Origin of the sequence: Pseudomonas alkylphenolica (assembly GCF_000746525.1) — a bacterium.
GTDB classification, from domain to species: domain Bacteria; phylum Pseudomonadota; class Gammaproteobacteria; order Pseudomonadales; family Pseudomonadaceae; genus Aquipseudomonas; species Aquipseudomonas alkylphenolica.
On record NZ_CP009048.1, the window covers coordinates 937075 to 963694 of the forward strand.

Annotated in this window: 20 protein-coding genes; 3 read left to right on the top strand and 17 right to left on the bottom strand. The window is 61.4% G+C overall.

Translation table 11 applies throughout. The features are described from left to right. The first annotated feature begins 13 nt into the window (after positions 1-13). Positions 14-1075, top strand: a complete 1062-nt coding sequence (locus tag PSAKL28_RS04415; RefSeq protein ID WP_038616251.1) for an HlyD family secretion protein — start codon at positions 14-16, stop codon at positions 1073-1075. Continuing rightward, complete coding sequence (locus tag PSAKL28_RS04420; protein WP_038607072.1) at positions 1072-2535, top strand: efflux transporter outer membrane subunit; 1464 nt, start codon at positions 1072-1074, stop codon at positions 2533-2535. Before PSAKL28_RS04415 ends, PSAKL28_RS04420 begins: the two co-directional genes overlap by 4 nt. Here PSAKL28_RS04420 and PSAKL28_RS04425 read toward each other — a convergent pair. The 17 genes from PSAKL28_RS04425 to yaaA form a co-directional block, all read right to left on the bottom strand. Next, on the bottom strand, positions 2506-5334 hold the full coding sequence (locus PSAKL28_RS04425) for an RHS repeat-associated core domain-containing protein (RefSeq protein ID WP_038607075.1): 2829 nt from the start codon (positions 5332-5334) through the stop codon (positions 2506-2508). The two genes, PSAKL28_RS04420 and PSAKL28_RS04425, sit on opposite strands and share 30 nt — an antisense overlap. Positions 5335-5442: 108 nt before the next feature. Next, positions 5443-6267, bottom strand: a complete 825-nt coding sequence (locus tag PSAKL28_RS04430; protein WP_038607078.1) for an SDR family oxidoreductase — start codon at positions 6265-6267, stop codon at positions 5443-5445. A gap of 13 nt (positions 6268-6280) precedes the next feature. Further along, entirely contained in the window at positions 6281-6655 is a 375-nt protein-coding gene (locus PSAKL28_RS04435) for a hypothetical protein (protein ID WP_038607080.1), read from the bottom strand. 83 nt (positions 6656-6738) lie between these two features. Next, entirely contained in the window at positions 6739-7203 is a 465-nt protein-coding gene (locus PSAKL28_RS04440; protein WP_038607083.1) for a hypothetical protein, read from the bottom strand. Between the two features lie 168 nt (positions 7204-7371). Further along, a complete protein-coding gene (locus PSAKL28_RS04445; protein ID WP_038607086.1) occupies positions 7372-8823 on the bottom strand; it encodes a mannose-1-phosphate guanylyltransferase/mannose-6-phosphate isomerase in 1452 nt (483 codons plus the stop codon). A gap of 33 nt (positions 8824-8856) precedes the next feature. After that, entirely contained in the window at positions 8857-9504 is a 648-nt protein-coding gene (locus tag PSAKL28_RS04450; RefSeq protein WP_038607089.1) for an alginate O-acetyltransferase AlgF, read from the bottom strand. Positions 9505-9516: 12 nt separating this feature from the next. Continuing rightward, positions 9517-10674 carry an alginate O-acetyltransferase gene (locus PSAKL28_RS04455; RefSeq protein ID WP_038607093.1) on the bottom strand — a complete coding sequence of 386 codons (1158 nt, stop codon included), beginning with the start codon at positions 10672-10674 and terminating at the stop codon, positions 9517-9519. Positions 10675-10685: 11 nt separating this feature from the next. After that, the gene (locus tag PSAKL28_RS04460; RefSeq protein WP_038607096.1) at positions 10686-12143 is read right to left on the bottom strand and encodes an MBOAT family O-acyltransferase; all 1458 of its coding nucleotides are present in this window, start codon (positions 12141-12143) and stop codon (positions 10686-10688) included. Between the two features lie 161 nt (positions 12144-12304). Continuing rightward, entirely contained in the window at positions 12305-13474 is a 1170-nt protein-coding gene (locus tag PSAKL28_RS04465) for a mannuronate-specific alginate lyase (protein ID WP_084589070.1), read from the bottom strand. A gap of 7 nt (positions 13475-13481) precedes the next feature. Beyond that, positions 13482-14882 carry an alginate O-acetyltransferase gene (locus PSAKL28_RS04470; RefSeq protein WP_038607099.1) on the bottom strand — a complete coding sequence of 467 codons (1401 nt, stop codon included), beginning with the start codon at positions 14880-14882 and terminating at the stop codon, positions 13482-13484. Positions 14883-14894: 12 nt separating this feature from the next. Next, the gene (gene algG / locus PSAKL28_RS04475) at positions 14895-16460 is read right to left on the bottom strand and encodes a mannuronan 5-epimerase AlgG (protein WP_038607101.1); all 1566 of its coding nucleotides are present in this window, start codon (positions 16458-16460) and stop codon (positions 14895-14897) included. Positions 16461-16478: 18 nt separating this feature from the next. Beyond that, a complete protein-coding gene (locus PSAKL28_RS04480) occupies positions 16479-17960 on the bottom strand; it encodes an alginate export family protein (RefSeq protein ID WP_038607104.1) in 1482 nt (493 codons plus the stop codon). Next, on the bottom strand, positions 17957-19429 hold the full coding sequence (gene algK, locus PSAKL28_RS04485; protein ID WP_257011851.1) for an alginate biosynthesis TPR repeat lipoprotein AlgK: 1473 nt from the start codon (positions 19427-19429) through the stop codon (positions 17957-17959). Before algK ends, PSAKL28_RS04480 begins: the two co-directional genes overlap by 4 nt. 12 nt (positions 19430-19441) lie before the next feature. After that, the gene (locus tag PSAKL28_RS04490) at positions 19442-20608 is read right to left on the bottom strand and encodes an alginate biosynthesis protein Alg44 (protein ID WP_038607106.1); all 1167 of its coding nucleotides are present in this window, start codon (positions 20606-20608) and stop codon (positions 19442-19444) included. 37 nt (positions 20609-20645) lie between these two features. Continuing rightward, entirely contained in the window at positions 20646-22136 is a 1491-nt protein-coding gene (alg8, locus tag PSAKL28_RS04495) for a mannuronan synthase (protein ID WP_174446936.1), read from the bottom strand. A 63-nt stretch (positions 22137-22199) separates the two neighbouring features. Then, complete coding sequence (gene algD / locus PSAKL28_RS04500; protein WP_038607108.1) at positions 22200-23516, bottom strand: GDP-mannose 6-dehydrogenase; 1317 nt, start codon at positions 23514-23516, stop codon at positions 22200-22202. 749 nt (positions 23517-24265) lie between these two features. Continuing rightward, complete coding sequence (yaaA, locus tag PSAKL28_RS04505; RefSeq protein ID WP_038607110.1) at positions 24266-25045, bottom strand: peroxide stress protein YaaA; 780 nt, start codon at positions 25043-25045, stop codon at positions 24266-24268. 134 nt (positions 25046-25179) lie between these two features. Between yaaA and PSAKL28_RS04510 the strand changes: the two genes are divergently transcribed. Then, positions 25180-26307: a polysaccharide deacetylase family protein gene (locus PSAKL28_RS04510; protein WP_038607112.1), complete on the top strand. Its 1128-nt coding sequence runs from the start codon at positions 25180-25182 to the stop codon at positions 26305-26307. Positions 26308-26620 lie beyond the last annotated feature (313 nt).

Below are 26620 nucleotides of genomic sequence, written 5' to 3' on the forward strand. Positions count from 1 at the left end.
CGACATGACGACAATAACGACCCACCGAAAAACCGCCTTGATCGTTGCCGCCTTGGTGCTTGCGGGCCTGGCCGGTGTCTTTGGCCCGATGCTGCTGGGCCGCGACACCGAACAGAGCACCAACGATGCCTATGTGTCAGCGGATTACACAGTGATTGCGCCCAAGGTGGCGGGCTTTATCAAGCAAGTGCTGGTCGAAGACAACCAGCAGGTCAAGGCCGGACAGGTGCTGGCGCTGATCGACGACCGTGACTATCAGGCGGCCCTGGCGGCGGCGCAGGCGCAACTGCTGGTGTCAACCGCGCAGCAGCACAACGCCCGGGCGACCCTCGAGCGCCAGGCATCGCTGATTGCCCAGGCCCAGGCTGCGGTGAGTGCCGATCAGGCCGAGCTGGCGTTCGCCAACCATGAGCTGACCCGCCACAGCCGTCTGGCCGAGCAGGGCGCCGGTACCGTGCAAAATGCCCAGCAGGCGCGCAGCCGGGTCGATCAGGCCAGTGCCCGCCTGGCCAACTCACAGGCAGCGCTGGCCGCCGCGCGCAAGCAGGTGGATATCCTCAGCGCGCAAGTCGACAGCGCCGAAGGGGGGCTCAAACATGCCCAGGCGAGCCTTGAGCGGGCTCAGCTGGATCTGTCCTATACCCGTATCGTCGCACCCATCGACGGCATGGTCGGCGAGCGTGCAGTACGCGTCGGCGCCTACGTCAATCCGGGGGCGCGGCTGCTGTCGGTGGTGCCGCTGGAGCACGCCTATGTGATCGGCAACTTTCAGGAAACCCAGCTGACCCATGTGCAGCCGGGGCAACCGGTGCAGATCCGCGTCGATACCTTCGCCGATGAGTACCTGCATGGCCGGGTCGAAAGCATTGCGCCAGCGACTGGGGTGACCTTCGCAGCGGTTAAGCCGGATAACGCCACCGGCAACTTCACCAAGGTGGTGCAGCGCATCCCGGTGAAGATTGTCTTCGATGCCGACCAGCCCTTGCTGCAGCGTCTGCGGGTAGGTATGTCGGTGGTGGCGAAGATCGATACCGAGGCCAGGCTCACCTCCGGCAAAGAGGTCAGCGCCCGATGAAACCTGCATTCGCCTTATGCCCCTTGCTGCTCGGCCTGCTGGCCGGCTGCACCCTGGGCCCGGACTTTCACCAGCCTTCCAGCCAGGCACCGGCAAGCTGGGCGCCGTTGCAGGAAGCGCCAGCGCCGAGCCAGGCCCTGTCCGAGCCGATCGAGCAACGCTGGTGGCAGAGCTTTGATGACGCCAGGCTCAGTGCCCTGATCGAGCGCGCCAGCCAGCGAAACCTCGACTTGCAGATCGCCAGTGCACGGTTGCTGCAAAGCCGCGCGTTGCGTACCAGCATCGCTTCCGAACAAACCCCGGCGGTCGATCTCGGCGCTGGCTACAGCCGCGCCCGCAACAGCGCTGAAGGTCTCAGTGACCCATCCGGCAAGGGCGGCAAGTCGGCCTTCAATCTCTGGCAGGGCGATTTGACCGCCAGTTGGGAGCTGGATCTGTGGGGCCGGGTACGGCGTCAGGTCGAAGCCGCCGATGCCGTGGTCGAGGTCGCCGAGAACGACCGCCGTGGCGTGCTGTTGTCATTGCTGGCCGAGACGGCCGGCAATTACATTCAACTGCGCTCGGTGCAGAGCACCCTGGCCGTGACCCGGGAAAACCTTGAGGTCTCGCGCCATAGTCTGCGCTTGTCGCAAATGCGGTTGCGCGATGGTGTCGCCACCGCCCTGGACGTGGCCCAGGCCAGTGCTCAGGTAGCCTCGATCGAGGCGCGCCTGCCGACCCTGGAGGAGCGCCAGGCGCAACTGATCAACGCCCTGAGCCTGTTACTGGCCGAACCTCCGCGCAGCTTGCAGGCTGAACTGCTGGCGCCCGGCGCGATGCCGACACCGCAACAGCGCTTTGCCATCGGCGTGCCCTCGGAGCTGGCTGAGCGCCGTCCGGACATCCTTCAGGCCTCGGCCCAACTGCATGCCGCCACGGCCAGCATTGGTGTAGCCAAAGCCGATTTTTACCCGAGCATTCGCTTGTCGGGCAATGTCGGTTTTCAATCGATGCAGTTGTCTGATTTCGGCGGTTGGGATTCGCGGCGCTTCGGCATCGGGCCCCAGCTGAGCTTGCCGATCTTTGAGGGTGGCCGCTTGCGTGGCGTGCTCGAACTGCGTGAGGCCCAGCAGCAGGAAGCCGCCTTGCACTATCAGCAGGTAGTGCTGCGCGCCTGGCATGAAATTGATGATGTGCTGCGTCTGTATAACGCCAGTCAATTGCGTCGCGACCTGCTGGCCGAAGCGGTGCGCCAGAACCGCATTGCCTTGCAGACTGCGCAGCAACAATACGTGGAAGGCGCGGTGGACTTTCTCAATGTGCTCAGCGTGCAGGGCGCCTTGCTGGCCAGCCAGGAGCAGTGGGTCGAGAGCTCGGCGGCGGTGTCTCAGGCGCTGGTTGGTTTGTACAAGGCGCTCGGGGGTGGTTGGCAGTCGTTTGAGCAGGTCGCGTCAACGACGTCCCACGCAACTGCCGAATAGTCTACTCACGAAACCAGGGCGACTGACTGCAGTTGGCGTACTAGCGTTCAGCTGCGGAGTATTCGCTATTTGGTGCATTAGCCTTCTAGTCAAAGGATCTGACATAACCCGTGCACGTCTTTCATTTGAAGAACGATAGAGTTCCTTCAAAAGTGGGTTAGCAGTGTACGGAGAAACCTTGAGTGGCTCGGGCGTTTCGCCTGTAGTAGCCATCCGGTAAAGCGCCTTTGCACTATCTGATATATTTTTAATTATTCCCCACAGTCCTTGGTCTTTGAGGTATTGAATAAGAGACGGGTGATCATTTTTATAAGCATTGACTTTTTCGACATACTCTTCCGGTGAGTAAATATTTTGCAGTCTAGCTGATCCAGCAAACGCTTCGGTGTCAAAGACAGGTTTGTAAATTATTTTTTTTGCCTGTGGCGCAAGCTCGATTAGCCATCCATTTACATCTTCGATGCTAGCTTGTGGTTTGTAATGGCCTGAGTGGTTATCAAAAATGATTTGATCTTTATTGGCAGGATCTAATTGGATCCTGCCGGCAAACAGAGGCATACCCATGTTGGGCTGGATTTCCATATGCTGACGTTTGTTAGTGAATAGACGTAATTTATTGTTTTCATCGCGGAATAGGGCGATGGCTGAATATGTATCAGAGGGCCATTCCGGTGACTTGTCTTCTAACACTTTCATACCTTTTTTGTAAACCACATCACTGTGCTTGAAATTATTAATGCTCGGGTCCCACGTCAGCTCTTCAAACTCGCCATAACCGAGCTCTAGAGCGTGTGGGTCAACTATGTCCTGCAGAAATATATCGACCGGAATTTTCTGTGTTCCTTGCTTGTCGACAAAGTTAAGCGGGCTGTTTGCCACCATGCAGTAAAGATTCAAACCATCGCCATAACCCGCGGGATCCGGATTGATCCAGCGTTGTAAAAACGGCGCGTAATAGCGTTGGCCGTAGTAGTAAAGGCCGGAGACATCGCGCTCTTTACCCGAGTAGCGTCGCACCTTGTAGCGGCCCTGGCTCGCACTGGAGTCTTGCCACCAGGCGGTAGCCCCGAAGGGGTAATAGACTTCCTTGCTTAGCAGATTCCCCTGTTCATCCAGTTCCAGGGTTGCGGAGCCCAGATGATCGGCCAGGTTGTAGCGCAATTGGTTGTTGTCGATACCGGCCGGCAAACCCTGCTCCCAGTGCAGCATGTGCACGCTGCCACGTCCGGCTGCGCAGAGAATTACCTGCAGCCGTTCACCGGTAGCGCTGTTGCTGCGCAGCTCCAGTCCTGGCAGGTAACGGACCTCAGCCAGCAAGCTGCGACCGCTGGCCTGATTGTGACGGACCTTGCGCAGGCGACTGCCGTTAGCGTCGTAGATATAGCGCTCACTGTCGTCCGGCGCTTCTTCCCGTGACACCGGATTGACCAGGCTGAGCTGGTTGCGAAGGTTCCATGACAGTAACTGACCCGGTTGCAGCTGAGCGAGGTTGCCGTTGGAATCGAAGGCGCTGTCGAAGTTACCTGCGATGGATGAGTTTTCCACCGGCAGGGTTCGATTGCTGTGCGGCGCGACCTGGAATGTCCGGGTGTAGTTTTGTGCGCCCAGGTGGCGCAGCTCGAGCAGATTGCCGCCGGCATCATAGCGATAGTGCTGGCGGTAATTGCTTCGTTGCGCCCGGTTTGGCGGCTCTGCCGAAGCATAAGCGGCAGCGCTGGCTTCCCAGCCGCTGGCTTCGATCAGTTGGTAGAGGCTGTCATAGCGATAGTGGTTTACCGGGTCGATACGCTGGTTTCTGAAGTACTGCGAGGACAGTGTGCGGTCTTCGATACTCAACAGGTTGCCTGCCGGATCGTAGCGGTAGGCAAAGGCTTGCAGTGCGGGATGGCCTGGAATACCAGATTCAAGCGCCAGCAGTTGTCCATTCTCCGGATCATAGCGGACCCCGCTGACCACCCCGTTGCCGGCAAGCTCGCTTTCGATTTGCCCCCAGGCGTTGTAGTGGATGGCGGCGACCAGGGTCTTCACTTGCGATGCGCCGGCACACCGCAACCGGACACTTTTAAACTGGCCGTCCAGGGTGTGCGCAGATTGCTGCACGTTCGCCAGCGCATCAGTATGGCTTAGCACTTGTCCCGTGGCGTTGTAACCGGTGTGTGTACTGAAGCCGTCACCGCTTTCCAGCAGCTCGTCGCGCGCCAGGATTGCGGCTGGCCAGTTCGGCGAGTCGAGCGATGACAGGAAGTGCCGCGTTTGCCTGGTGACTCCACCTGTGAGGGCGTAGGCGGTTAGGTGCAGGGTCCCGGCCGGGTCGTCGTGACGCACCAGCTGACCACACTGGTTGTTAGCGGCATATTGCATCTCGGATTGCGCGTAATCGAAGCGTTCGACAATCTGCTCGGCAGCCCCGGCGGATGTTTCGCCAATCGCGACAGGTCGTTGCAGTGCGTCATAAGCAATACGCCGTGATGTTCCTCGTCCATCCCAGCTGCACACTGCATTGCCGGCCTGTGCCAACAGGCGCAGTTGCCAGCCGGCGTCGACGCTGTCGGACAGCAGCGATACGCCCGAGAGGCTATGCACGTTGACCAGGTTTGCACGGCTGGCCTGGGCCCACAGGCGTGGGTCCCAGCAGGCCAGCAGATGGCCGGCGAGGCTGAATGTCTGGCGGGTGACCCGGGCCTCGGCCGGCTGCGCGATCACGCTTCGGCAATAGGCAACGGTGCGAATGGGCAAGCCACGCGGATCGATAACACCCAGGGTGGGCGTGGCGGTATGCAATTGGCTTGAGAAGGTCATGGACCACCGCCGGGTCAGCGCAGCATTCAGATAATGATGCTGAATTTAGTACGCTGACGCGGTGGGTGAAATTGACAAAAATATCAGGTCGGCGCAGCCCGGCACGACTCAGAGTGCGCGGTCCAGGCCAAAGCGTTTTTTCAGCACCCGTTGCAGCAAGCCCTGCGGCAACCAGGCTTGCAGCAACGGCAGGGCGCGGCTGCCATTGCCCAAACGCAACAAGGCCGGCGGCTGAGGTTGTTGGGCGGCCTTGAGCAGGCCCTGGGCGAAATCGCTGGCGGGCGTCGGCTTGTCTTGGGAGGCGCGGGCGCGAGCACGAATACCTTCGCGCAGCGGCCACCACGGGGAGTGCTCGGCAATCAGCTGCTCGGCCTCGCGTCCGGCGTTGCTGGCGAACTGCGAGGCAATCGCTCCCGGCTGGACCTCCATCACCCGCACGCCGAAGGGCGCAAGCTCCATGCGCAAGGCATCGCTCAGGGCGTGCACGGCAGCCTTGGAGGCGCAGTAGGCACCGGCAAAGGGCGTGACCAGCACACCGGAGACGCTACCGATGTTCACCACCAGCCCCTTGCTGCGCCGCAACGCCGGAAACAGTGCGCGGGTGACACCGACCAGCGCAAACACATTGGTTTCAAACTGGCGCTGCATGGCCTCGACGCCGCCATCGAGCAGCGGGCCCATGGCGCCGTAGCCGGCATTGTTGATCAGCACGTCAAGGCCATGGCCACGCTGGGCCAGCTCGTTGGCCAGTTGTGCCAGGGCAGCTTGATCGTTGACATCCAGTTGCCGGGCATTGAAACCCGCTTCGGCCAGGCGCTGCACATCCTCGGTCTTGCGTGCCGTGGCCCAGACCTCATAACCCGCGGTGTTGAAAGCCTGGGCCAGGGCCAGGCCGATGCCACTGGAGCAACCGGTGATCAGAACGCTGGGCATGTAAGTGCTGTCCTTAAGCAGGGGGAGACGGCACAAATACTACGTCAGGCAGCAAAGCCGCCAGGGAATTTTTCAACGGCTTGGTGTCGTCCCCGATAAACAGGCTGCGATTGCTCTGGCAGTCATACAAGAGATAAGAGGGGACGCGATCGACCTCGCTGTCCAGTTGTGATGCCTTAAAGGTTGCGCCGGGAACCTGGTAGAAATCGACGTGTGCCCGAAACCCATCGTCGGCCAGCGCTGCGAGTGCCGTCTTGGCAATAGTGCAGGCCGGACAGACTTCGGAATAGACCAGAATCACTGCCGGGCGATCCAGTGCTGCTTTATTTTTTATACGCTTGACCAGGGCCAGAAACTCGGCCTGGACAGGTGCTGAAGTATCCGCCATGTCGTTGCTCCCCAACGTCGTCAAGTCAGTGCTTATTCAACACAGCTTTCAGTTCTGGGTAACCTGACAAAAATACCAGGTGCTCAGCGCGAGAAGGTGCCCTGCAGGTGTTCTGCGCGAAACTCCAGGCTCTGTGGCCGGTAGCCTGAACGCAGGGGCGGCATCGGCAGGCACTCCTGCCAGTTGGCGCCGGGTTGCAGTTCACCCGGGCCGCGGTAGCGCGGTGCGGAATAGGTGTTTTCGGCAAGATTGACGGTATCGCCAGGGGCGTAGGCTGCAACCCGCCAGCGCAGCTCCAGCAGGGGCACGTCGTTGCCATTGTTCATCTGCACGCGCAAGGGGCGGTCGGCCGGGCAGTCGTTCGGGGCGTAGCTCAGGCGCAACTGCAGGCGCGCCAGCTGGCTGGCTTCGCGGTTGTCCTGCCAGACCACCCACAGCGCCACCAGCCCCAGGCCGAACAGCGCCGCCAGGGAAATCGGCAGGGCCTTGGCCGGGTAGCGCAGCAGCAGGACCAGCCAGGTGAGGATGAGCAGGGCGCCGATGATCATGGACGAGGCCTTGGATGCGGAGGTGCTTTTATCCTAACCGTAAAAACATCTGGTGGGATGACTGTAGGAGCGGATTCATCCGCGATGGACTGCGGTAGCAGTCCCATTTTCGGGGCCGCGTTGCGACCCATCGCGGATGAATCCGCTCCTACAGGTGGGGGGGCAGCTTTACTGCGCGATGGTCTTGATCGAAATCCCGCGCTCGATCGGCGTAGAGCGCCCGTAGATGTCTTCAAAACGCTCGATATCGTCTTCACCCAGGTAGCTGCCCGACTGCACCTCGATAATCTCCAGCGGGATCTTGCCCGGGTTGCGCAGGCGGTGCACCGAGGCGATCGGGATGTAGGTGGACTGGTTTTCAGTGAGCAGGAAGACGTTCTCGTCGCAGGTCACCTCGGCGGTACCCGACACCACGATCCAGTGTTCGGCACGGTGGTGGTGCATCTGCAACGACAGGCAGGCACCCGGCTTGACGGTGATGTGCTTGACCTGGAAACGCCCGCCCATGTCCACCGAGTCGTACGAGCCCCATGGTCGGTACACCTCACAGTGGTTCTGGGTTTCGCTGCGGCCCTGTTCATTCAGGGTGTTGACCAGCTGTTTGACGCCCTGGACCTTGTCCTTGTGGGCAATCATCATCGCGTCCTTGGTCTCGACCACGACGATGTTTTCAAGACCGATCACCGACACCAGCTTGCCGTTGCCGTGGATCATGCAGTTACGGCTGTCCTGGACCACCACGTCGCCCTTGGTGACGTTGCCGTTGCTGTCTTTCTCGTGCACGTCCCACAGCGACGACCAGCAGCCGACATCGCTCCAGCCTGCACTGAGCGGCACCACGCAGGCGCGCTGGGTTTTTTCCATCACCGCATAGTCGATGGAGTTGTCCGGGCAGCAGGCGAAGGTGGCGTCATCGATGCTCAGCTCGTCGCCATCTTCCTCACTGCGCTCCAGGGTCAGCAGGCAGGTGTCGTAGATGTCCGGGTCATGCTTTTTCAGTTCTTCAAGGAAGCGGCTGGCACGGAACAGGAACATGCCGCTGTTCCAGAAGTAACCACCCGCCTGGACGAACTCCTTGGCGCGTTTTTCATCCGGTTTTTCGACGAACTGGGCAACGCGGCTGATGCCTTCGGGCAGCAGTGCGTCCTGGCTCGACCTGATGTAGCCGTAACCGGTTTCCGGCTTGGTCGCCGGCACACCGAACAACACCATCTCGCCACGCTCGGCAGCCACCGTGGCCAGGGCCAGGGCGCGTTGCAGGGCTTTCTGGTCGTCGATCACGTGGTCGGCCGGCAGCACCAGCATCAGCTCGTCACGCCCTTCATTGACCAGCTTCATCGCCGCCAGCGCTACTGCCGGTGCGGTGTTGCGGCCGAACGGTTCGAGGAGGATCGCCTGGGTTTGCAGCTTCAGGTTGCTCAGTTGTTCGTTGACGATGAACTTGTGGTCCTTGTTGCACACCACCATCGGCGTATCCATGCCTTCGAACACCAGGCGCGACAGGGTTTGCTGAAACAAGGTGTGTTCACCGGTCAGGGCCAGGAACTGCTTGGGGAATTGTTTGCGCGACAGCGGCCACAGACGCGAACCGCTACCGCCGGACAGGATGACTGGAATCATGAGTGTTCTCCGAAATTTGAAAGGGGCAGTTGATTAACGGGTCGATACCGGGCGCTTGACCCAGACCGGCGACAGGTTGCTGCCGGATCCGGTGACGTAGAGCACCGCTGCTTCGCCGCGCTCCAGAGCCACCGGCTTCAGATCGCTGACTTTCTTGTCGCCTTCATACAGGGCCAGGCTGACCTTGACCGGGTTGATCTCGCGCTCGCCACGGGCCTTGGCAGCCACCGGCTTGACCACTTCGGTCTTGCCGTCGGCGGTTTTCAGGGTCAGGGCCTGGTCGCTGAGGTTCTGTACTCGCACCAGGGATTTCTGCTTGTTCTTGAACGGCGGTTCCTCGACCAGTTGCGGTGCGCCCGAGGCGTTGTTGACCAGGGTGTAGTAGTGGTCGGAGGCGAGCTTGACCGGCAGGCTCTGGCTACCGAGCCTGGCGCTGTAGTCGCCCTGCGGCATGAAGCTGAAATCGCTGCTGGCCTGGGCCGCCACGTCGTTGATCTGGGTGTTGCCGACGCTGGCGCTGACCGCCTGGTTGCTGGCGTTGTAGATGCGCACGAAGGTCGAGCCTTTCGGCGCACTCGGGCCGTACAGGGCGGCATCGGCGCCGGCCCAGGCCTGCAGCGAAAGCAGGCTCATGCCGGCGGTCAGGGCAAAGGCTTTGGCAATACGGTGCTTGGTGGTCATGTGCGTTACCTCTCAGTGTTGCGTCCGATTGGACGACAGGGCCAGGTCATGATTGGCGTTACGGGTTTTCTTCAGCTGGGCGATCCACTGCGGATCGAAGTCGCTGAGGTCGTTTTTCATTGGCAGATAGCGTTCCGGGAACTCCCAGATCAGCACTTGCGGGGCGCTGTCCTTGAAGGCGTCGCTCTGCAGGTACTTGAGCATCGGCAGCAGCGGGCCATGGCCGTCTTCGGCGTAATTGACCACGTCACTGCGCAGTGCCTGCTGCAGCGCGCCGAGGAAGTTCCAGTTGGGGTTGGCGCTGTAGCTGGTGCCGATCAGCGCCACCGGGATTTCGTTGTCGGCGAACAAGGCGTCGCCACTTTCGCCCTCGGCTGCAGCCGGGCGGGTGCTGCGCTTTTGCAGGGTGTCCGGCGCTGGCAGCAGGTTGCTGAACAGCGGGTCGAGCGGCAGGAAGTTAGTCAGGTCGCCTTTGTAGGGCGCGCTCTGGCGCTGTTCGGTGATGAACTGCTGAGGTTCGCCGTTGAGCAGGTTCTGACGGCTGACGGCTTCGGCCAGGTGCTGAGCGGCCACTTCGGCGCCCAGTGGCGTCCAGTGCGTGTCGGTGCGCAGGAACACCTGGCCGCGGGCCTTGGCGCGCTGCAGCGGGGTCAGCAGATCGGGAGCGAAGACCCCGGCCTGACGGGCCTGGGCATGGAACTCGTTGTACAGATCAGCATGCAGGCTGGCCGGGGTCTGATCGCCGAGGTACTCGCTGTACAGCCGCGCCTTGGCCGGCACGATCGCCAGCACCAACTGCACGCCGCGCTGTTGCAGGGTGTCGCGTACGCCGCGGATCAGCGCGAGGTTTTCCTGTTCGAACTGATCGCTGTTGGCGACCGGCTTGAATTCCTCGTCGCTGAACAGCCACTGCTCGCGGCCCAGCACTACGCCGGGGCGGCCTTCGTTGAACAGTTTGAAATCCAGCGCCGCCCACAGGTTGGTGCCGATGCGCTTGAGCGGGAACTGCTCGTCGTAATGGGTCTCGGCGGCTTTGGCCAGCTTGCCGTCGAGCACGCTCATCTGCGCGCTGCGCTGGAAGCTGCCCAAACCGCCCAGCGACCAGATACCCAGGCCCAGGAGCAGGGCGAGGAACAGCACGGAATAGAGTTTGCGTAATGATCGGGTCATGGTCGGCTCACTCAGAACTGGAAGTAGAGAAACGGCGAGTAGCTTTGCGCCGAGAGTTTCAGGATCGAGGCGACAAACAGCAGCAGCACCAGCGCGCGGGTGGCATACAGGCCCCAGTCCAGGCTCAGGCTGCCGTCGGCCTGCACGGCCACCGGGCTGGCCTTGGGTGCAGGCCTGGCATTGCGATAGAAGCCGCGCAGGCCGAAGAACGCCAGGGTCGCGTAGGCCACCAGCAGGGTTGCCACTTGCAGGCCGGTGAGGTTGGCGCGGTTGAGCTCGGACAGCTGCCAGTCAGCGAAGCTGAACATGGCGCCGTACATGCGTGCGGCGACGTCGAGGTTTTCGGCGCGGAAGATCACCCAGCCGACCACCACCAGCAGGAAGGTGAAGGCCCATTTCACCGGGTTGAAACGCTGTGGGTTGGTGTCCAGGCCCAGGGCTCGCTCGATGGCCAGCCACATGCCGTGCCAGGCCCCCCAGATGATGTAAGTGAAGTTGGCGCCATGCCACAGGCCGCCCAGCAGCATGGTCAGGAACAGGTTGCGGTAGGTGGCGAAGGTGCCGCCGCGGTTGCCGCCGAGGGTGATGTACAGGTAGTCGCGCAGCCAGGTCGACAGGCTGATGTGCCAGCGCCGCCAGAACTCGGTGATCGACTGGCTGATGTAGGGCTGCTTGAAGTTTTCCATGAAGCGGAAGCCCATCATCAGGCCCAGGCCGATGGCCATGTCGCTGTAGCCGGAGAAGTCGAAGTACAGCTGCGCGGTGTAGGCCAGGGCACCGAGCCAGGCGTCGCCGGTGGTCGGGTTCTGTAGGGCGAAGCAATGGTCGGCGACCACCGCCAGGGTGTCGGCGATGAACACCTTCTTGATGAAGCCCTGCATGAACCGCGTGCAGCCTTCGGAGAACTTGTCGAGGGTGTGGGTGCGGTGGTTGAACTGGTCGGCCAGGTCCTTGAAGCGCAGCACCGGGCCGGCGATCAGGTGCGGGAAGATCGCGACGAAGGCGGCGAAGTCGATCAGGTTGCGGGTGGCCGGGGTGTCGCCGCGGTAGACGTCGATGATGTAGCTGATCGACTCGAAAATGTAGAACGAGATACCGATCGGCAACAGCACATGGGTGAGGATGAACGGCTCAAGACCGAACGAGGTCATGATCGCGTTGAGGCTGTCGACGCCGAAGTTGGCGTATTTGAAATAGCCGAGGATGCACAGGTCGACCACCACCCCGAGCAGCAGCCAGCGCTGGGCTGGTTTGGTGCGCACGCCAGCGGCGCCGACTTTCAGGCCGATCCAGTAGTTCCACAGGGTGACCCCGGCGAACAGGGCGAGGAAGTCCACCCGCCACCAGGCGTAGAACAGGTAGCTGGCCAGCAGCAACAGCGCGTTGCGATAGCGTTGCCCGCTCAAGTAGTACAAGCCGAGAAAGATCGGCAGGAACAGGAACAGGAACACATTGGACGAGAACACCATCCCGATCTCTCCTTGTCGTTATCCACAATCGGGGCAGCAGCCCCCCAAACCCCCCACGTAAATTTGTGGGGAAACCTTTAACAGCATCGCGGGGCAAGCCCGCTCCCACCGGGTACGCCGCGCTCCTGTGGGAGCGGGCTTGCCCCGCGATGGGAACTACCTCATTTCTTCTGTGCGGCCTGCGGGTCGTAGACCCGGGTCAGGTCACCGCCGAGGCGGAAATTCCTGAATGGCTGCATGTCGTGCTTCTTCTTCAGCGCATCGGCACCGCAGCGGTAAAGGCTGCACCAGGGTTCGAGCCAGGCGTATTTGCTGTCGACCTTGAGGTCGCCCATGGCTTGTTTCTCGCCGCTCTTGGTCTTGAACGGACTCGGGTCTTTCGCCCCGGACAGCACCCGCTCACCGAGGCGCTTGAGTGCGTTGTTGTTTTCCGGACGCACATCGACACCATTGGCCTGGGCAAAGCTGGCGATCATCGCCAGCGGCGGCAGGGCGTAGTTGTGGTAGGCCAGGGCGCGTTGCTTGCGCTTGAGCTCGTTGGGTAGGAAGCCCTGGGCGTCGACCTGGTTGGCGGCCACCCGGTACTCCTTCACCGACCAGTTGAACAGGTCGCGGCGGTCGGTCGCCACGGCAGTGGCCATCACGGACCAGGCAGCCCAGTAGGAGTGATTGTTGATCTTTTCCAGCGGCAGACCGCTCCAGTCCTTGACCACCTGATCGGCCAGACGCGCGAACCATTTTTCGATCAGTTCGGCTTCCTGCTGATGCGCGGCCAAGGGCTGGGAGTTGGAAAATTTCAAGTGCAGCCACGACGAACTCAGGCTGCCCAGCGCCCATTTGCGCATGGACTTGCCGGTGTGGTTGTAGTCGGTCGACATCAACGCATCAGCGCGGGCCCAGCTGCTCAACCATTCCAGGGTGCAATCGAGCTGCTGCGGGCGGCCGTCGCGCATGTACTGCATGACCTGTTTGCTGACCCCGCGCTCAAGCGTGGTGATACTTGCGGTGGAGTCGCGGAAGGCTTTTTCCGAAGCCTTGTTCAAGGTTGCGCGGGCGCTGTCTGAACCTTCGTACTTGCTGCGAAACTGCAGCTTGCCGGTGTAAGGCTTGGGGATGGCCTCGCACTTGTAGTTGCTGGGGCCGCTCTTGAGCTTTTCGATCCCGGCGTAGTAACCCTGCGGTGGAACCAGCCCGGCGGCCTGCGCGGCCGGGCCGAACAGCACCAGAGCAAGCGCCAACGCCCGGTAGGAGCGGGCTTGCCCCGCGATGAGGCCGGTACTGCAATCGCGGGGCAAGCCCGCTCCCACCGGCAATGTGTTTGATCTATTCATGGGTACCTCAAGTACGTTTGCACAGCGTCGCTTCGACTTTCTGGGTGCCGCTCTCCGGGCCCTGGACTTCCACTGCGAGCAAGGTCTGGCTGGCCCAGTCCTCGTCTTCGCGCAGCTGGAAAGCGAAGCGGCCATCGGTGTCGGAGGTTTCCGGCTTTTCGATTTTCACGTCTTCATGACGGCCGTTCAGGTACCAGAGCGTGGCCTGCAGTACCTTGACCGAGGTGTCTTCGAACTTGAAGTCCAACTGGTGACGGCCATTGGTCAGGTCCTTGATCACGCCGCCCTTGCCGTTGACCATCAGTTCGTTCTTGCCCGGCTTGAGCGTGGCACTGGCATGCAGCTGTGCCGGCTTGCCTTCACAGCCGTTGTCGAGCAGGGCGAGCATCTGCCGCCAGATGGTTTCCTGGTCCAGGCGATACAGCGGCGAGAATTCCCAGATGAGGATCTTCGGCGGGTTGTTCTTGAAGTCGTCGCTGCCCAGGTACTGGATCATCGAGCCTTCCAGACCGCCGCCAGGGAAGGCGACGTTGAGCACGTCGGCACCGATGTACTGTTCGAGGAAACCGGAGAAGTTGTAGTTCTTGCCGCTGTGGCTGGTGCCGACCAGGGTGATTTTTGGATTGGCGGAATCGCCGAACAGGTCGTCGCTGCCACTTTCGCCCTTGGGCTCGGTGACGAACTGGTCCATGTACTGCACCGCGTAACTGGTACCGCACAGTTGCCCGGCGACGTTGTGCAGGGTGCCGGTCTTGCCCATGCGCCCGGACTTGTGGCTTTCGAACTCGCGCCGTGGGATGTCGGCGAAGGCCGGCATCTTGTGCACGGTGTCGGCGACGATCTTCGCCGCACGCTCGGCGCCATAGGGCGTCCAGTGCTGGTCACCACGGAAGTAGAAGTCCTTGCCCTGGTCGGCGGCGGCCAGTTGTTCGTTGGTCAGCGGCGACAGGTCGGGCACGTTGTAGCCCATCTTGCTGAAGCGGGCGAGCATCGCCTGGTAGTTGCCCAGGGCTTTCTCGTAGTTGAACGCGGCTTTCTCCGCTGGCTTGAGCATGTTGCGGTTCACCAGGCCACGGGTCGGCTGGTAGACCACCACCAATTCGATGCCGCGTGCCTTGAAGGCGTCATGCAGCTGCTGCAGGCGCTTGTAGCCGGCGGGGGTGGTCTGGAACTCGGTGCGCAGATCCTCGCGGGTACGGAACAGCCAGTCACCCTGGGCCTGCACCAGGGTGGTGAAGTTCTGCTGATAGCGCGTGGTGTAGCGGCTGGCGTCGTGCGCTTCGGGGCACAACTGGCAGCAGGGTTCGGCGCTGAAGGTCGGCGCTTGTACGGTGTCGGCGTGCGCGCTGTTGCTGATCGCCAGTAAGGCAGCGCTCAGGCCCAGCAGTTTCATCAGATGTGGAGTCATGTCGTGGCTTCCTTAATCCGCCATTTCGGTCTGGCGCTCGACCGGGTCGATCAATACGGCTTTCTGCTGGCGCACCATCAGGTCGAGGATCTCGTCCTGACGCTCACCCAGCACCCCGGAAAAGCTGATGCCGCTAGCTTTGCTCGGGGCCAGCATCGAGACCCGGTACAGTTCCACGCTCAACGGTGAGTCGATCGACAACGGGCCGCTGCCGTTGGCCGCCAGCTCACCACCGACGACGATCAGCGAGACCTTGGTGTCGAACGGGTCGAGGGCGATGTCGCGGTCGGTGTCGGAGAGGTCCTTGATGTGCCCGTACACGCCGACCAGGCCGTTGGCCATGGCGACGTTTTCGTACAGACGGATGTTGACGCTGTTGCGCACGCGAATGCCGTGGCGGCGGTTGTTGATCAGCTTGTTGCCCCAGATCAGGTTGTCGCCGCTCTCGTACAAGGTGATGCCGTCGGTGTGGTTGCGGTAAATCTCGTTGTAGGCGATCAGGTTGTTGACGCTGTTACGGTCGATCACCACGCCCGAGAGCTTGTTGTCATAGCTCTTGTTGTTGATGATCCAGCTGTCGTTGACCTCGCGGGAGACGATGATGCCGTGCTTCTTTTTCGTCCCGTACACGGTGTTGCCGGCGATGATCAGCCGATGCGAACGGTCGTGCGGGTCGATGCCGTAGACGATGTTGTCGCGGTAGGTGCTGTCCTTGACCACGAAGTCGCTGGTTTCGTAGCAGTAGAAGCCGTACCACATGTCGCTGAATTCTGACCCGATGATCCAGCCAGTAGGTTCCGCGCGGCCCATCTGCTTGGCCATGTTCGGCGTGTACTGGGAAATGCTCACCCCGTAGGACTTACTCTTGGCGTAGCCGAAGCTGGCCATCTGGCTGTTGACGATATAAGTCTCGGTGCCGCCCCAGGACAGCAGGAACGGGCGGAACTCGTTGGGCGAACGGAACGTCGCCGGGCCGTTGTCCTTCTCGCGCCAGCCGGTCACCTTGGTATCGGTGACGAACAGTTTGCCGTCGTTGACGATGAACGAGCCGCCTTCCTGGGACAGGCGCAGTTCCTTGACCTTGGCGTCGATCTCCAGCACGCCCTTGGCACCGACCACGATCGGCAGGCGCGCCAGGTACACGCCTGGCGAGGTTTCGCTCAGGTACTGCTTGGGCACGCGCTTGCTCAGCTCGGTGAAATCGACATGGCCGTCATCGATGAAGATCGCCTGCGGGATGCCGTGCTGACGCGCCACCCATTCGGCCATCTTGTTGTCGCCGCCGATGAACTCCTTGAGCGCATTTTCCTGCAGCATGCGCCGCACTGAGACCTTGCCTTTGTGCGTGCGCTCGATTTTCTTCTGCACGGCTTCTGCGGTATAGCCGGACAGGTCGGGCAGGGTCGGCGGCGGAATCTGCAGCGGTTCGATCGGCGCGCTACTGACCGTATAGGTCTTGGCCTGTTGCAGCCCTTTGGCCAGCGGAACCGGCGCCTGACCGTTGGCCAGGGCGATGCTGCTGGCCAGCAGCAGGCTGCCGGCCAGCAAGCGCTGCAGAGTGTTCGATTGAAGGCTCATATCAGTGCACTCCAGGCATCAGAAGCGCCAGATCACGTCGACGAAGGCGCGGTGCATGTACGAGTCGGTGTCCTTGCCATAGGCATCTCCCGGCTTGAACACCCCGGCACGCAAGCGCACCAGCGCCGACGGCTCGTCGACCGACTGGCTCAAGGAGGCGGGCAACAGGCCCTGCTTGAAGTACTTGGTGACCACCACGTCCATTTCCTGGCCAAGGTCTTTCTCGCCCTGGATCAGCGGACGGTTGATGCCGTTGTCCTCGACCACCGCGTTGATGCCGCTGCTGCCGATGTTCTGGTCGCCATCGACGCGCCAGAATTTGTGGTAGATCAGGCTGGCGTCGTAGTCGTCGCGCAGCTGCCAGGAGGTGAACAGGGTCGCGGCCTGGAGGTTGCCCAACTCGCCACGGAACGCTTCGCCGAAGCGGTGTACGCGCGAACGGGTGCCGGTGAAGTTGGAGCGGTTGCTCTCCAGGCCGGTCTGCTCGTAATTGCCCGAACCGTCGCTACCACCACCGCCGCTGCCGCGGGCATAGGCGGCACCGACCTGCCAGTTGGGGTCAAGGCGCAAGCGGATACCGAGGTCGGTGGCCCAGGCGTTGACGTCGCCGCTCTGCTTGCCGCTGGCAACCTGTTCACCGTTGACCGTGGTGGTGTTGAGGCTGTCGCGATCGCCGGTCAGCCAGGTCACGCTGCCCCAGTAGTTGACGCGGTTCTGGTTGCGCCAGTTGTAGGCGTCGCTGTTGGCCTCAAGGCCCAGCCAGGTGAGGTCGCCGGTGCGGGTCTTGTCCAGCGCATCGACGGTTTCGCCGGGGCTTTTCAGGTTGCCGTCGTCGTGGGTGTGGTGGGCGCGCAGGCCGACCCAGTGCCCAGGCGTCCACTGGGTGGCGACATCGCCGTAGACGTGCAGGCGGTCCTTGTCTTCCGGGGCCAGCTCGGTGAGGTCGGTGCGGTACTCACTGAAGCGTTCGGCGACGCCGAGGTTGGCGCGTAGCAGGGTGGTGTCGAAGGTCCAGTTCAGCGCTTCGATGTTGGTGTCGCGCCACATGCCGTCGTCGTTGCGCAGGCGCTGGCGACCGAAACGCAGCTGTTCGCCGGGGTAGGCGGTCAGGCCGCTGTAGCCGACCCAGAATTCACGCATCGCCAGGTAGCTCTTGTCGGCTTCGCGGCCATCGGCGCTGCTGTTGTCAGATTCGGCTTCATCACCGGACTGGCGCAGGGTGTCGGTCTCGATGATGTCGGTAGCGGCTACCGCCTGGCCCATGGCGAAGGCGCTCCAGTTGCCGCGCTCGCCATAGACCCAGGGGCGCAGGTCCAGACCCATGCCGTTGACGTCACCGCCGGAGCGGGTGCCGAGGTCGCGGTCGTCTTCGGACTGGGCGGTGATTTTTACGTCCAGACCGAAGTTCTTTTCAGCGGTCATCGCCGCCAGGGTCGGGCACGACCAGAGCAGGGCGAAGCCAAGGCCGAGGCCGGCTTTCATCCACGGGTTGAGTGTCATAGGGAGTCCTCGCCTTCTACGGGTTGTTGCACAGCCTGCAAAGCCAGGGCACCTGCGCCCTGGCCAATGGCGCCACGGGCCTGGCGCTCTTGCTGCAACAGGCGCTCGGCCTGGGCCTTCTGCGCTGGAGTGAGTTGCTGGTCGAGCTGGGCGGCCAGCTCACGCGATTGGTCGCTGGGGTTGGCTTGTGCCAGTTGGCTGAAGACCCAGGCGTTGACCAGGTCCTGGCGGATGCCATGGCCTTCGCTGAACAACTGGGCCAGGGCATAGTCGGCGCTGAGCTGGCCGCCGCGGGCGGCGCTGAGCAGGTGGTCGACGGCTTTCTGCGGATCGACGTTGCCCAGGTAACCACGGCGATAGAGCTGGCCGAGGTAGTAATGGGCACTCACTTCACCGGCATTGGCGGCGCTGAGCAGATGGGTTTCAGCCTGCTGTGCATCAGCGGGAACGGTCTTGCCTTCGTAGTACAGGCGACCGAGCAACAGTTCTGCGCGAGGCTGTTCAGCGGCGCGGCCCTTGTCGATGTACGCCATCAGCTTGTCGGTGTCACCCAGCTCGGGGAAGTCATAGAGCAGTTGCGCGAGGCTGACCCAGGAACCCGGATTGACCGGCGCGACCTGCTCCAGCAAGGCTTGCGCGGTTTTTTCGTCGGTCTGGCCCAGGCTGCGGTCAGCCAGTACGCGGGCCGTGCTGTCGACCCGCGTGGCCGGAATCGCACCGCGCTGGTAAGCGCTTTTCAGCTGTTCGAGCAGCGCGGCTTGTTGATCAGCCTGGCCGCGTTTCTGGTATACGGTGGCCAGCTCGACGTAGCAGATGTCGGTGGTCGTCAGTGCGGCTTTGCAGATTCGCTCGACCTCGGCCAGGTGCTGGTCATAGGTGTTCTGAGTGCGGTACAGCAGAATCTGGGCCAGGCCCGCTTCCGGGTAACCAGCGGCGCGCCATTGATCGATCTGCTGTTGCGCATGGGTGCTGGGGAAACTCTGCGGGTATTGCAGGTAGAGCATCGCCAGCGGGATCAGGGTGTTGCCTTCGCCATTGGCGAAGGCTTTCTTGAGCAGGGTTTCGGCTTCCTGGCGCTCAGCGTCAGAAGCATCCGGTTTGGCGGCCAGCAGACGGCCAAGGCGAGCCTGGGCACGTGGCGAGATATCGGCGGCGGCGCGGTAGGTCGCTTCGGCTTGCTTGAGCTTGGCCGGGTCGCGGGTTTCCATCTGGATATCGGCCAGACCGACCTGGGCTTCGCTGTAACCGAGGTCGGCCAGTTGCCGGTAGTTCTGTTCGGCCAGGGCGGTGTCGCCGCGCTTGAGCGCTTCGTTGGCCAGGCGCTGGTCGGGCAGACCGGCGCAACCAGCCAGGCTGATGACCAGGGTCAGGCACAGGTGGGAGCGGGCTTGCCCCGCGATGAAGTCAGTAAAGCGTCTACGGTTATCGCGGGGCAAGCCCGCTCCCACAGGGTAATTGGCAAGATTCATGGGCAGATCCTCTTAAAGCCCACGGGCCATGGCTTTGTCGATCAGCCAGTCCAGCGACGGGCCACGGTTGCTGTCCACCGCCACCGGGCGGCCAGCCAGTTCGCTGGGCAGTGCGCCTTCGGGTTTGATCTGCACGCGAATGTCCGAAGACAGGTCTTCGCTGTTCAGGCTGGTGCTGCTGACGATCTGGCCTGTGCGCCATTGGTCTTCGCCAGCGATCTGGAAGTTGACCCGGGTACCCGGCTGGACGTCGTCGAACTGGCGATAACTGAAGCGCGCCTCGACGTTCGGATTAACCGTGCGCGGAATCAGCTGGAAGATCACCTGGCCTTTGCTCGCGTACTGGCCGTCATCCACCAGTTGGCGGGCGACTACGCAATCGCAAGGGCTGGTCAGGGTGCCGCTCATCTGTTTGCCGAACAGCTCTTCGACCTTGCTCGGTTCAAGCTGCTGGTCGTCCAGGTGGCCCTTGAGCATGTCCAGCATGCTGGTGCTGAACGAAGCCAGCGGCGCACCTTTGACGATCTGCCCACCACTCTCGACCAGGCCTTGCACGGTGCCGTCGCGAGGCATGGTGACGTTGGTGGTTGGCACGCTGACCACACCGGCCTGGGCATGGCTGACGAAGTACAGGCCGTACACCGACTTGGCGATGAAGCCGAACGCCGCCACGCCAACCACAAACACGCCGAGGCTGAAGGTCACTGCGCGCAGGCGGCTGAAGGCGCTCATGCCGCCGTTGGCATCTTTGTGTTTGCGCGCCTTGGTGAAATTGTCGCGTTGCAGGGTACTGAGCACATCGCCAGCGGTGATCAGCTCGCCCGACAAGTGCGAAGTGATGATGTGGCGCAGGGTGGCGATGTCGCGCGGCTCAAGGTTCTGGAACTGCACGCCAGTACGGCCGCTGGACGGGTCGAAGGAGCGCACCTGGAACTCGATGTCCATGGCCAGGCCGAGCTTGTCGACGGTGAACTGCAAGCGCCCGCGTGACACCTCGCCGACTTTCAACGGCTGCTTGGCATGGAAGCTCAAGCCCCCGGCGGACAGGTCGTCGATCTTCACTTCCAGGGTTTCGCGGCTGCTGCCCAGGTAACGCAACTTGGCCGGGATACGCACCCGGGCGTGCTGGCGCTGGGCTTCGGACTCATGCACGACATTGACGTTCACGGCGGTATTCATGGCGATTTGTTCCTGTTTAATCCAATCGGTTTCCGGCTCACACGACCATGAACAGCACAGCAATGAAGATGCTGGCCGCCGAGAAGGTCATGGTCCGGGAGGACCAGGTGTTGAACCATTGTTGAAAGCTGGCGAGGTCGCGTTTGAGGGCAGTCGGCTGGCGCGTCCAGGACTGCTTGTCGAGGCGGAAGAACACGTAGATCTTCATGATCGCGCCGACGATCTGGTTGTAATAAAGGATCAGTGGGTAGGCCGGGCCGATGTTGTGGCCCGAGCACAGCAGCATGAACGTCAGGATCAGGCGGGTGATGCCGATCCACAGCAGGTACACCAGGAGGAACGCCGGGCCGAATTTCAGGCTGGCAATCAGCGCAACGGTCAGGCCAAGCAAACTGGTCCACATCGACACGCGCTGGTCGAACAGCACCACGCTGGTGAACAGCCCCAGACGGCGGATACCCAGGCCCAGGGCCCGCGAGTTCTGGCGCAGGTTGTTGCCGTACCAGCGGTACATCAGTTTGCGGCTGGCCTTGATGAAACTTTTTTCCGGCGGGTGCTCGACCGTGTTGATCGCCGCGTCCGGCACGTAGAAGGTGTCGTAGCCCAGGCGCATGAGGCTGAACCAGCTGGACTTGTCGTCACCGGTGAGGAACTTGAAACGGCCAAGACGCCAGTGCTGCAGCGAGTCGTTTTCGACGTCGGCGATGAATTCGGGGTTGGTCACTACCGCGGCGCGGAACACCGACATGCGCCCGGTCATGGTCAGCACGCGCTTGGACAGGGCCATCGAACACATGTTGATGTGGCGCTGGGCGAAGCGCAGCTTGTGCCACTCGCTCATGATGTAGCCGCCGCGCACTTCGCAGAATTCGTTGGTGGTCAGGCCGCCGACATTGCCGAACAACTTGAACCACGGCACGGTCTTGCGCACTACGCCTTCACCGAGCACGGTATCGCCGTCGATCACCGCAACCACGGCATTCTGGTCCGGCAGGTGGCGGGAGATGGCACGAAAGCCGTAAGCCAGGCCGTCACGCTTGCCGGTCCCGGCGATACGCACGAAGTCCAGGGTGACACGGTCTGGCGGATTGAATTTTTCCCAGAGGCTCTTCACCAGCAGCTCGTCGGACATTTCCACCAGCGAGCAGACCACCGTGGTCGGGTAGCCGCAGTCGATCGCCTCGCGGATCACTGAGCTGTAGACCTGGGCGGTGGTCAGCGCGTCGATGCGAAAGCTGGTGACCATCAGGTAGACATGCGACGGGGCAGCGGCGCTGCCGAGCTTGCGCACCTTGCGCCGCAGCAGCGGATAGACCACATAGAGAAACAGCATGCCGCGCACAAAGTGCGTGGCACCCATGGAATAGCGCCAGATACCGACGGCACCGACGAGGAAAATGAAGTCCTTCGAGTCGGGGTCGAAAATGGAGTTGGGCAAGGCCAGGGCGATCAACATGAGCAGGCTCACGTAGAACAGCCAACCGGCGACCTGTAGCAGGCCGTGCTTGAGCCTTTGCATGTTCTGCATCCGTATCCAGTGAGGAGAGTAGGGTGGTGCGCAAGGCCCGAAGGCCCCGCGCAACCTGCCGGGTTACCAGCAGATACCTTCGGTGCGGGTGGCCGGCGAGCTGGCCTTGTTCATGAACCCGACCAGGTCGATGACCTGTTTGCCTTCCGGCGCTTGCTGGGCGAGGGCGCGGAACTTCTCGTCGCGGTTGCCCAGGACGATCACATCGGCGTGGTGGATGACCTGGTCGAAGTTGGCGTTGAGCAAGGAGGAGACGTGCGGGATCTTCGACTCGATGTAATCCTTGTTCGCCCCGTGGACGCGGGCGTACTCGACGTTGCTGTCGTAGATGTTCAGCTCGTAGCCTTTGCCGATCAGGCGCTCGGCCAGTTCCACCAGCGGGCTTTCGCGCAGGTCGTCGGTGCCGGCCTTGAAGCTCAGGCCGAGCAGGGCGACCTTGCGCTTGTCGTGGCTTTCGATGATGTCGAAGGCGTTCTGCACCTGGGACTCGTTGCTGGTCATCAGCGAGTTGAGCAGTGGCGCCTTCACGTCCAGGCTGCTGGCGCGGTAGGTCAGGGCGCGTACGTCCTTGGGCAGGCACGAACCGCCGAAGGCAAAGCCCGGGCGCATGTAGTACTGCGACAGGTTCAGGGCTTTGTCCTGGCAAACCACGTCCATCACTTCGCGGCCATCGACACCGACCGCCTTGGCGATGTTGCCGATCTCGTTGGCGAAGGTCACTTTCGCCGCGTGCCAGACGTTGCAGGTGTACTTGATCATCTCGGCCACTTCGATGTCCTTGCGGATGATCGGTGCGTCGAGTTCTTCATACAGCGATTGCAGGACGTCGCCGCTGGCCTTGTCCAGTTCGCCGATGACCGTCATCGGTGGCTGGTCGTAATCCTTGATCGCGGTGCTTTCACGCAGGAACTCAGGGTTGACTGCCACGCCGAAATCGACGCCGGCTTTTTTCCCGGAGCAGTCTTCGAGAATCGGGATCACCACGTTTTTCACCGTGCCCGGCAGCACGGTGCTGCGTACTACGATGGTGTGGCGGCTGGCTTTTTCGCGCAGCACGAAACCGATTTCACGGCACACCGACTCGATGTACTCCAGGCCCAGATCGCCGTTCTTCTTGCTTGGCGTACCAACGCAGATCATCGACAGGTCGCTGTCGCGGATCGCCGCGGCAAAGTCGGTGGTGCCACGCAGGCGGCCGGTGTCGATGCCCTGTTGCAAGAGTGCTTCAAGCCCGGGTTCGACAATTGGCGATTTGCCCTGGTTGATCAGGTCGATCTTGGTGCTGGAAACATCCACGCCAATCACTTCATGACCCCGTGCGGACAGGCAGCCAGCACAGACTGCACCCACATAACCCAAACCAAAGATACTGATACGCATCGCTATCACCTCATGTGTTTATCATGCCGGCTCAACTTTCGGAGCCAGACCGGGTTGATTAACCAGCAATGTCCGGGCGAACGGAGTTGTGGCAAAAAGATGTCACTTCACCGTGCGCAGGCATATAAATGTGGAGTGCAAAATAATCTGCACTCAAAGTTGGCAGCCAATGGCCAATAGTTATGGACGTGCCCTTAAATGCAGCCGTCTTTATTGCAGTTCCGTGTCCGGATACTGCAGTGCTTGCTCTTTCAAGCGGATAAAATCCCTTGAAATCAACCACTGGGACGAGTTTTGTAGGGCGCCGATCTCCTGGGTTCGTTGTAGGTCATCTCTTACACGATGCTCGAGAATCGTTACCGGTGCTATGAGCGATGGGCGAGGGGATAAGTTCCGAGGGTAGTTCAGTGAGTGTGAAAGATTTTTAAATAATTATTGAAGTGCCATTACTTTCAATTTGATAGCACTGGGCAGTTTCGTCCCTGTATATAAAGGGCGAACTCGGGGAGGGATGTTTTATTGCCAGTATCGGGAATTATTTTTTGAATTTCGTCAAAAAAATACGAATGGGCTTGATGGCAGTTTGAAATAAAACTGGGAGGCTGGTTTTTTTTGCGCAAAATTCATGTCGATCGTGGAGTGAAGAACTGTAGGAGCGGATTTATCCGCGAAGGGCCGCAACGCGGCCCAAAAAATCGGGACTGCTCTGCAGTCCATCGCGGATAAATCCGCTCCTACATCGGTTCGACTCACTCGTCCGGATGATCGCGCAGGAACACCAGATTGTCCGGCTTCGATTGCTCGGCACTGTAGTAGTAGCCCTGCACATCGAACTGCTTGAGCTGCTCGGGATCGTTGATGCGTTCCTGGATCACGAAGCGACTCATCATCCCGCGGGCTTTCTTGGCGTAGAAGCTGATGATCTTGTACTGGCCGTTCTTGAAGTCGCGAAACTCGGTGTTGATGATCCGTGCCTTGAGCGCGTTGCGTTTGACCGCGCTGAAGTACTCGTTGCTGGCAAGGTTGAGCAGCAGGTCGTCGCCTTGCTCGGCCAGGGCCTGGTTCAGCCATTCGCTGATGCGCGTGCCCCAGAAGGCATACAGGTCCTTGCCGCGGGCGTTGGCCAGCTTGGTGCCCATTTCCAGGCGGTAAGGTTGCATCAGGTCCAGCGGCCGCAGCAGCCCGTACAGCCCCGAGAGCATGCGCAGGTGATCCTGGGCGTAGCTGAAGTCGTCTTCGCTCAGGCTTTCGGCGTCCAGCCCGGTGTACACATCACCCTTGAAAGCCAGCAGCGCCTGCTTGGCGTTTTCCGGGGTGAAGGCCGGGGTCCAGCTGCCGAAGCGCGCGGCATTGAGGCCGGCGAGCTTGTCGGAGAGGTGCATCAGCTCGCTGATCTGCGCCGGCGACAGCTCGCGCAGCTGCACGATCAGCTCCTGGGAATCATCCAGGTACTGCGGCTGGGTGTAGCGCTGGGTCACGGGCGGGGTGTCGTAGTCGAGGGTCTTGGCGGGGGAAATCACCGTCAGCATCGGTCGGGCTCCTGAAATCGTGGCGCCGATTCTACGGGGCGGGGGCGCTGATCTCCAGCTATGACGTTGATAGCCACAGACCATCCCGACGCTTGACGCTATAGTGCGCGGCGAGGAAATCGGGGAGCTCGATCGTGCGCATTGCTTTTCTACTACTGACCGGACTGTTGACTGCCGCGGTGCAAGCCGCGCCTGTGCCGCCGACAACCTTCGACCGTAGCTACTGGCCAGAGCAACTCGACAGCCCGGCGCTGTTCGATGTCGCCTCGCGGGCCGAGATTCTTGGCTTTTCCCAGGCCCTTGCGGCCAGCGAAGTGCTCGACGAACCGGCGCTGGCAGCACGCCTGGGCCTCAAGCAGATCAATCTGCTGTCGATCAACCAGGTGCGCGCGCGTCTGTGGCAGCAATTGTGGCGCAACTATGACCTGGCCCAGCAAACCTGCGAACAGGATGCCTCGTTCTGTTATGCCATCGACGGACAGGCCGAGCTGCGCCAGCAGGCAGCGAAGTTCACCGTGGCCAGCGATTCCTTCTACGCCGGCTGGGCTGAACCGAGCCGCGAATTCCATCAGCGCTACCTGGACGAGTTGTTGCGCAAAGCCGCGCTGTTTCCGCAGATCGCCAGCGAGATCGAGCGTTACTCGGCGCTGGAGCGCAACGGCGCTGAACTCAATGACCGCTTGTTCATGCTGACCTTCGACGCTGGCCCCGGCCCGGTCGGCGGTGGCACCGATGGCCTGACCGAGTATCTGCGCCGGCAGAAACTCGGCGCCACCTTTTTTGTGCTCGGCAACAGCCTGCAAATGCGCCGCGACAAAACCTCGCTGACCGACCTGCGCGCCCTCTACAAAGGCCAGTGTGTGGGGATTCAAGGCTGGCAGTACCGCTCCCACGGGCAATGGCAGGACTGGCAGCAATCGGTGTTGCGCAGTCAGGCCCGGGTGCAGGCGGACCTGCCCGATCAGTATGTACCGCTGTTCCGGCCACCCTATGGCCAGCGCCGGGCCGACAGCCAGGACTTCTTCGCCCGCCAGGGGTTACAGGTGGTGTTGTGGAATATCGATGCCCAGGACCAGAGCGCCTTGAGTGGCGAACAATCGGCGCAACGAGTGCTGACCCTGATGCTGCTCTGGCGCCGCGGGCTGATCCAGTTTCACGACGCCCAACCCAAAGCGCAGGAGGCCGTGGCCTGGCTGCTCAAGCAGACGGCACAAAGCGGTATTGGTTGGGAAGATTGCCGGCATTTTGCCGGAAAAAGCTGAAATCAGGATGAGAACTGTGCGTCCAGCAAGAAAATGTTACGCGCAATTCACTGGGCCTGATTTATGACTGTAGCGGTGCTTTGACCCCGCGCCAAGGGCTAAGTGTCATCACGAAAAATAAACTTCAAAAATACGTAAAAATGCTTTTTCCGGTCATGGGTTTTGCGGTATCAAGAAGACAGACCGCCGAACCCTGCATCACAGGTGGCGTCATTGGGCACCATTTTCTGTGAGGGCAGCTTCCCACCCGTAACGACGCGGACCAGGGAAGAACCGGCGGCCACTTCACGGCGCAGCACCGTTCAGGTATTGC

Excerpts from the sequence above, each read along its gene's own strand:
- yaaA (WP_038607110.1), bottom strand. The coding sequence starts at position 25,045 with ATGCTGACGGTGATTTCCCCCGCCAAGACCCTCGACTACGACACCCCG.
- PSAKL28_RS04425 (WP_038607075.1), bottom strand. The coding sequence starts at position 5,334 with ATGACCTTCTCAAGCCAATTGCATACCGCCACGCCCACCCTGGGTGTT.
- PSAKL28_RS04480 (WP_038607104.1), bottom strand. The coding sequence starts at position 17,960 with ATGACACTCAACCCGTGGATGAAAGCCGGCCTCGGCCTTGGCTTCGCC.
- PSAKL28_RS04460 (WP_038607096.1), bottom strand. The coding sequence starts at position 12,143 with ATGGTGTTCTCGTCCAATGTGTTCCTGTTCCTGTTCCTGCCGATCTTT.
- PSAKL28_RS04470 (WP_038607099.1), bottom strand. The coding sequence starts at position 14,882 with ATGACTCCACATCTGATGAAACTGCTGGGCCTGAGCGCTGCCTTACTG.
- PSAKL28_RS04420 (WP_038607072.1), top strand. The coding sequence starts at position 1,072 with ATGAAACCTGCATTCGCCTTATGCCCCTTGCTGCTCGGCCTGCTGGCC.
- PSAKL28_RS04435 (WP_038607080.1), bottom strand. The coding sequence starts at position 6,655 with ATGGCGGATACTTCAGCACCTGTCCAGGCCGAGTTTCTGGCCCTGGTC.
- PSAKL28_RS04465 (WP_084589070.1), bottom strand. The coding sequence starts at position 13,474 with ATGAATAGATCAAACACATTGCCGGTGGGAGCGGGCTTGCCCCGCGAT.
- PSAKL28_RS04440 (WP_038607083.1), bottom strand. The coding sequence starts at position 7,203 with ATGATCATCGGCGCCCTGCTCATCCTCACCTGGCTGGTCCTGCTGCTG.
- PSAKL28_RS04430 (WP_038607078.1), bottom strand. The coding sequence starts at position 6,267 with ATGCCCAGCGTTCTGATCACCGGTTGCTCCAGTGGCATCGGCCTGGCC.
- PSAKL28_RS04450 (WP_038607089.1), bottom strand. The coding sequence starts at position 9,504 with ATGACCACCAAGCACCGTATTGCCAAAGCCTTTGCCCTGACCGCCGGC.
- algK (WP_257011851.1), bottom strand. The coding sequence starts at position 19,429 with ATGAATCTTGCCAATTACCCTGTGGGAGCGGGCTTGCCCCGCGATAAC.
- algD (WP_038607108.1), bottom strand. The coding sequence starts at position 23,516 with ATGCGTATCAGTATCTTTGGTTTGGGTTATGTGGGTGCAGTCTGTGCT.
- PSAKL28_RS04455 (WP_038607093.1), bottom strand. The coding sequence starts at position 10,674 with ATGACCCGATCATTACGCAAACTCTATTCCGTGCTGTTCCTCGCCCTG.
- algG (WP_038607101.1), bottom strand. The coding sequence starts at position 16,460 with ATGAGCCTTCAATCGAACACTCTGCAGCGCTTGCTGGCCGGCAGCCTG.
- alg8 (WP_174446936.1), bottom strand. The coding sequence starts at position 22,136 with ATGCAGAACATGCAAAGGCTCAAGCACGGCCTGCTACAGGTCGCCGGT.
- PSAKL28_RS04490 (WP_038607106.1), bottom strand. The coding sequence starts at position 20,608 with ATGAATACCGCCGTGAACGTCAATGTCGTGCATGAGTCCGAAGCCCAG.
- PSAKL28_RS04445 (WP_038607086.1), bottom strand. The coding sequence starts at position 8,823 with ATGATTCCAGTCATCCTGTCCGGCGGTAGCGGTTCGCGTCTGTGGCCG.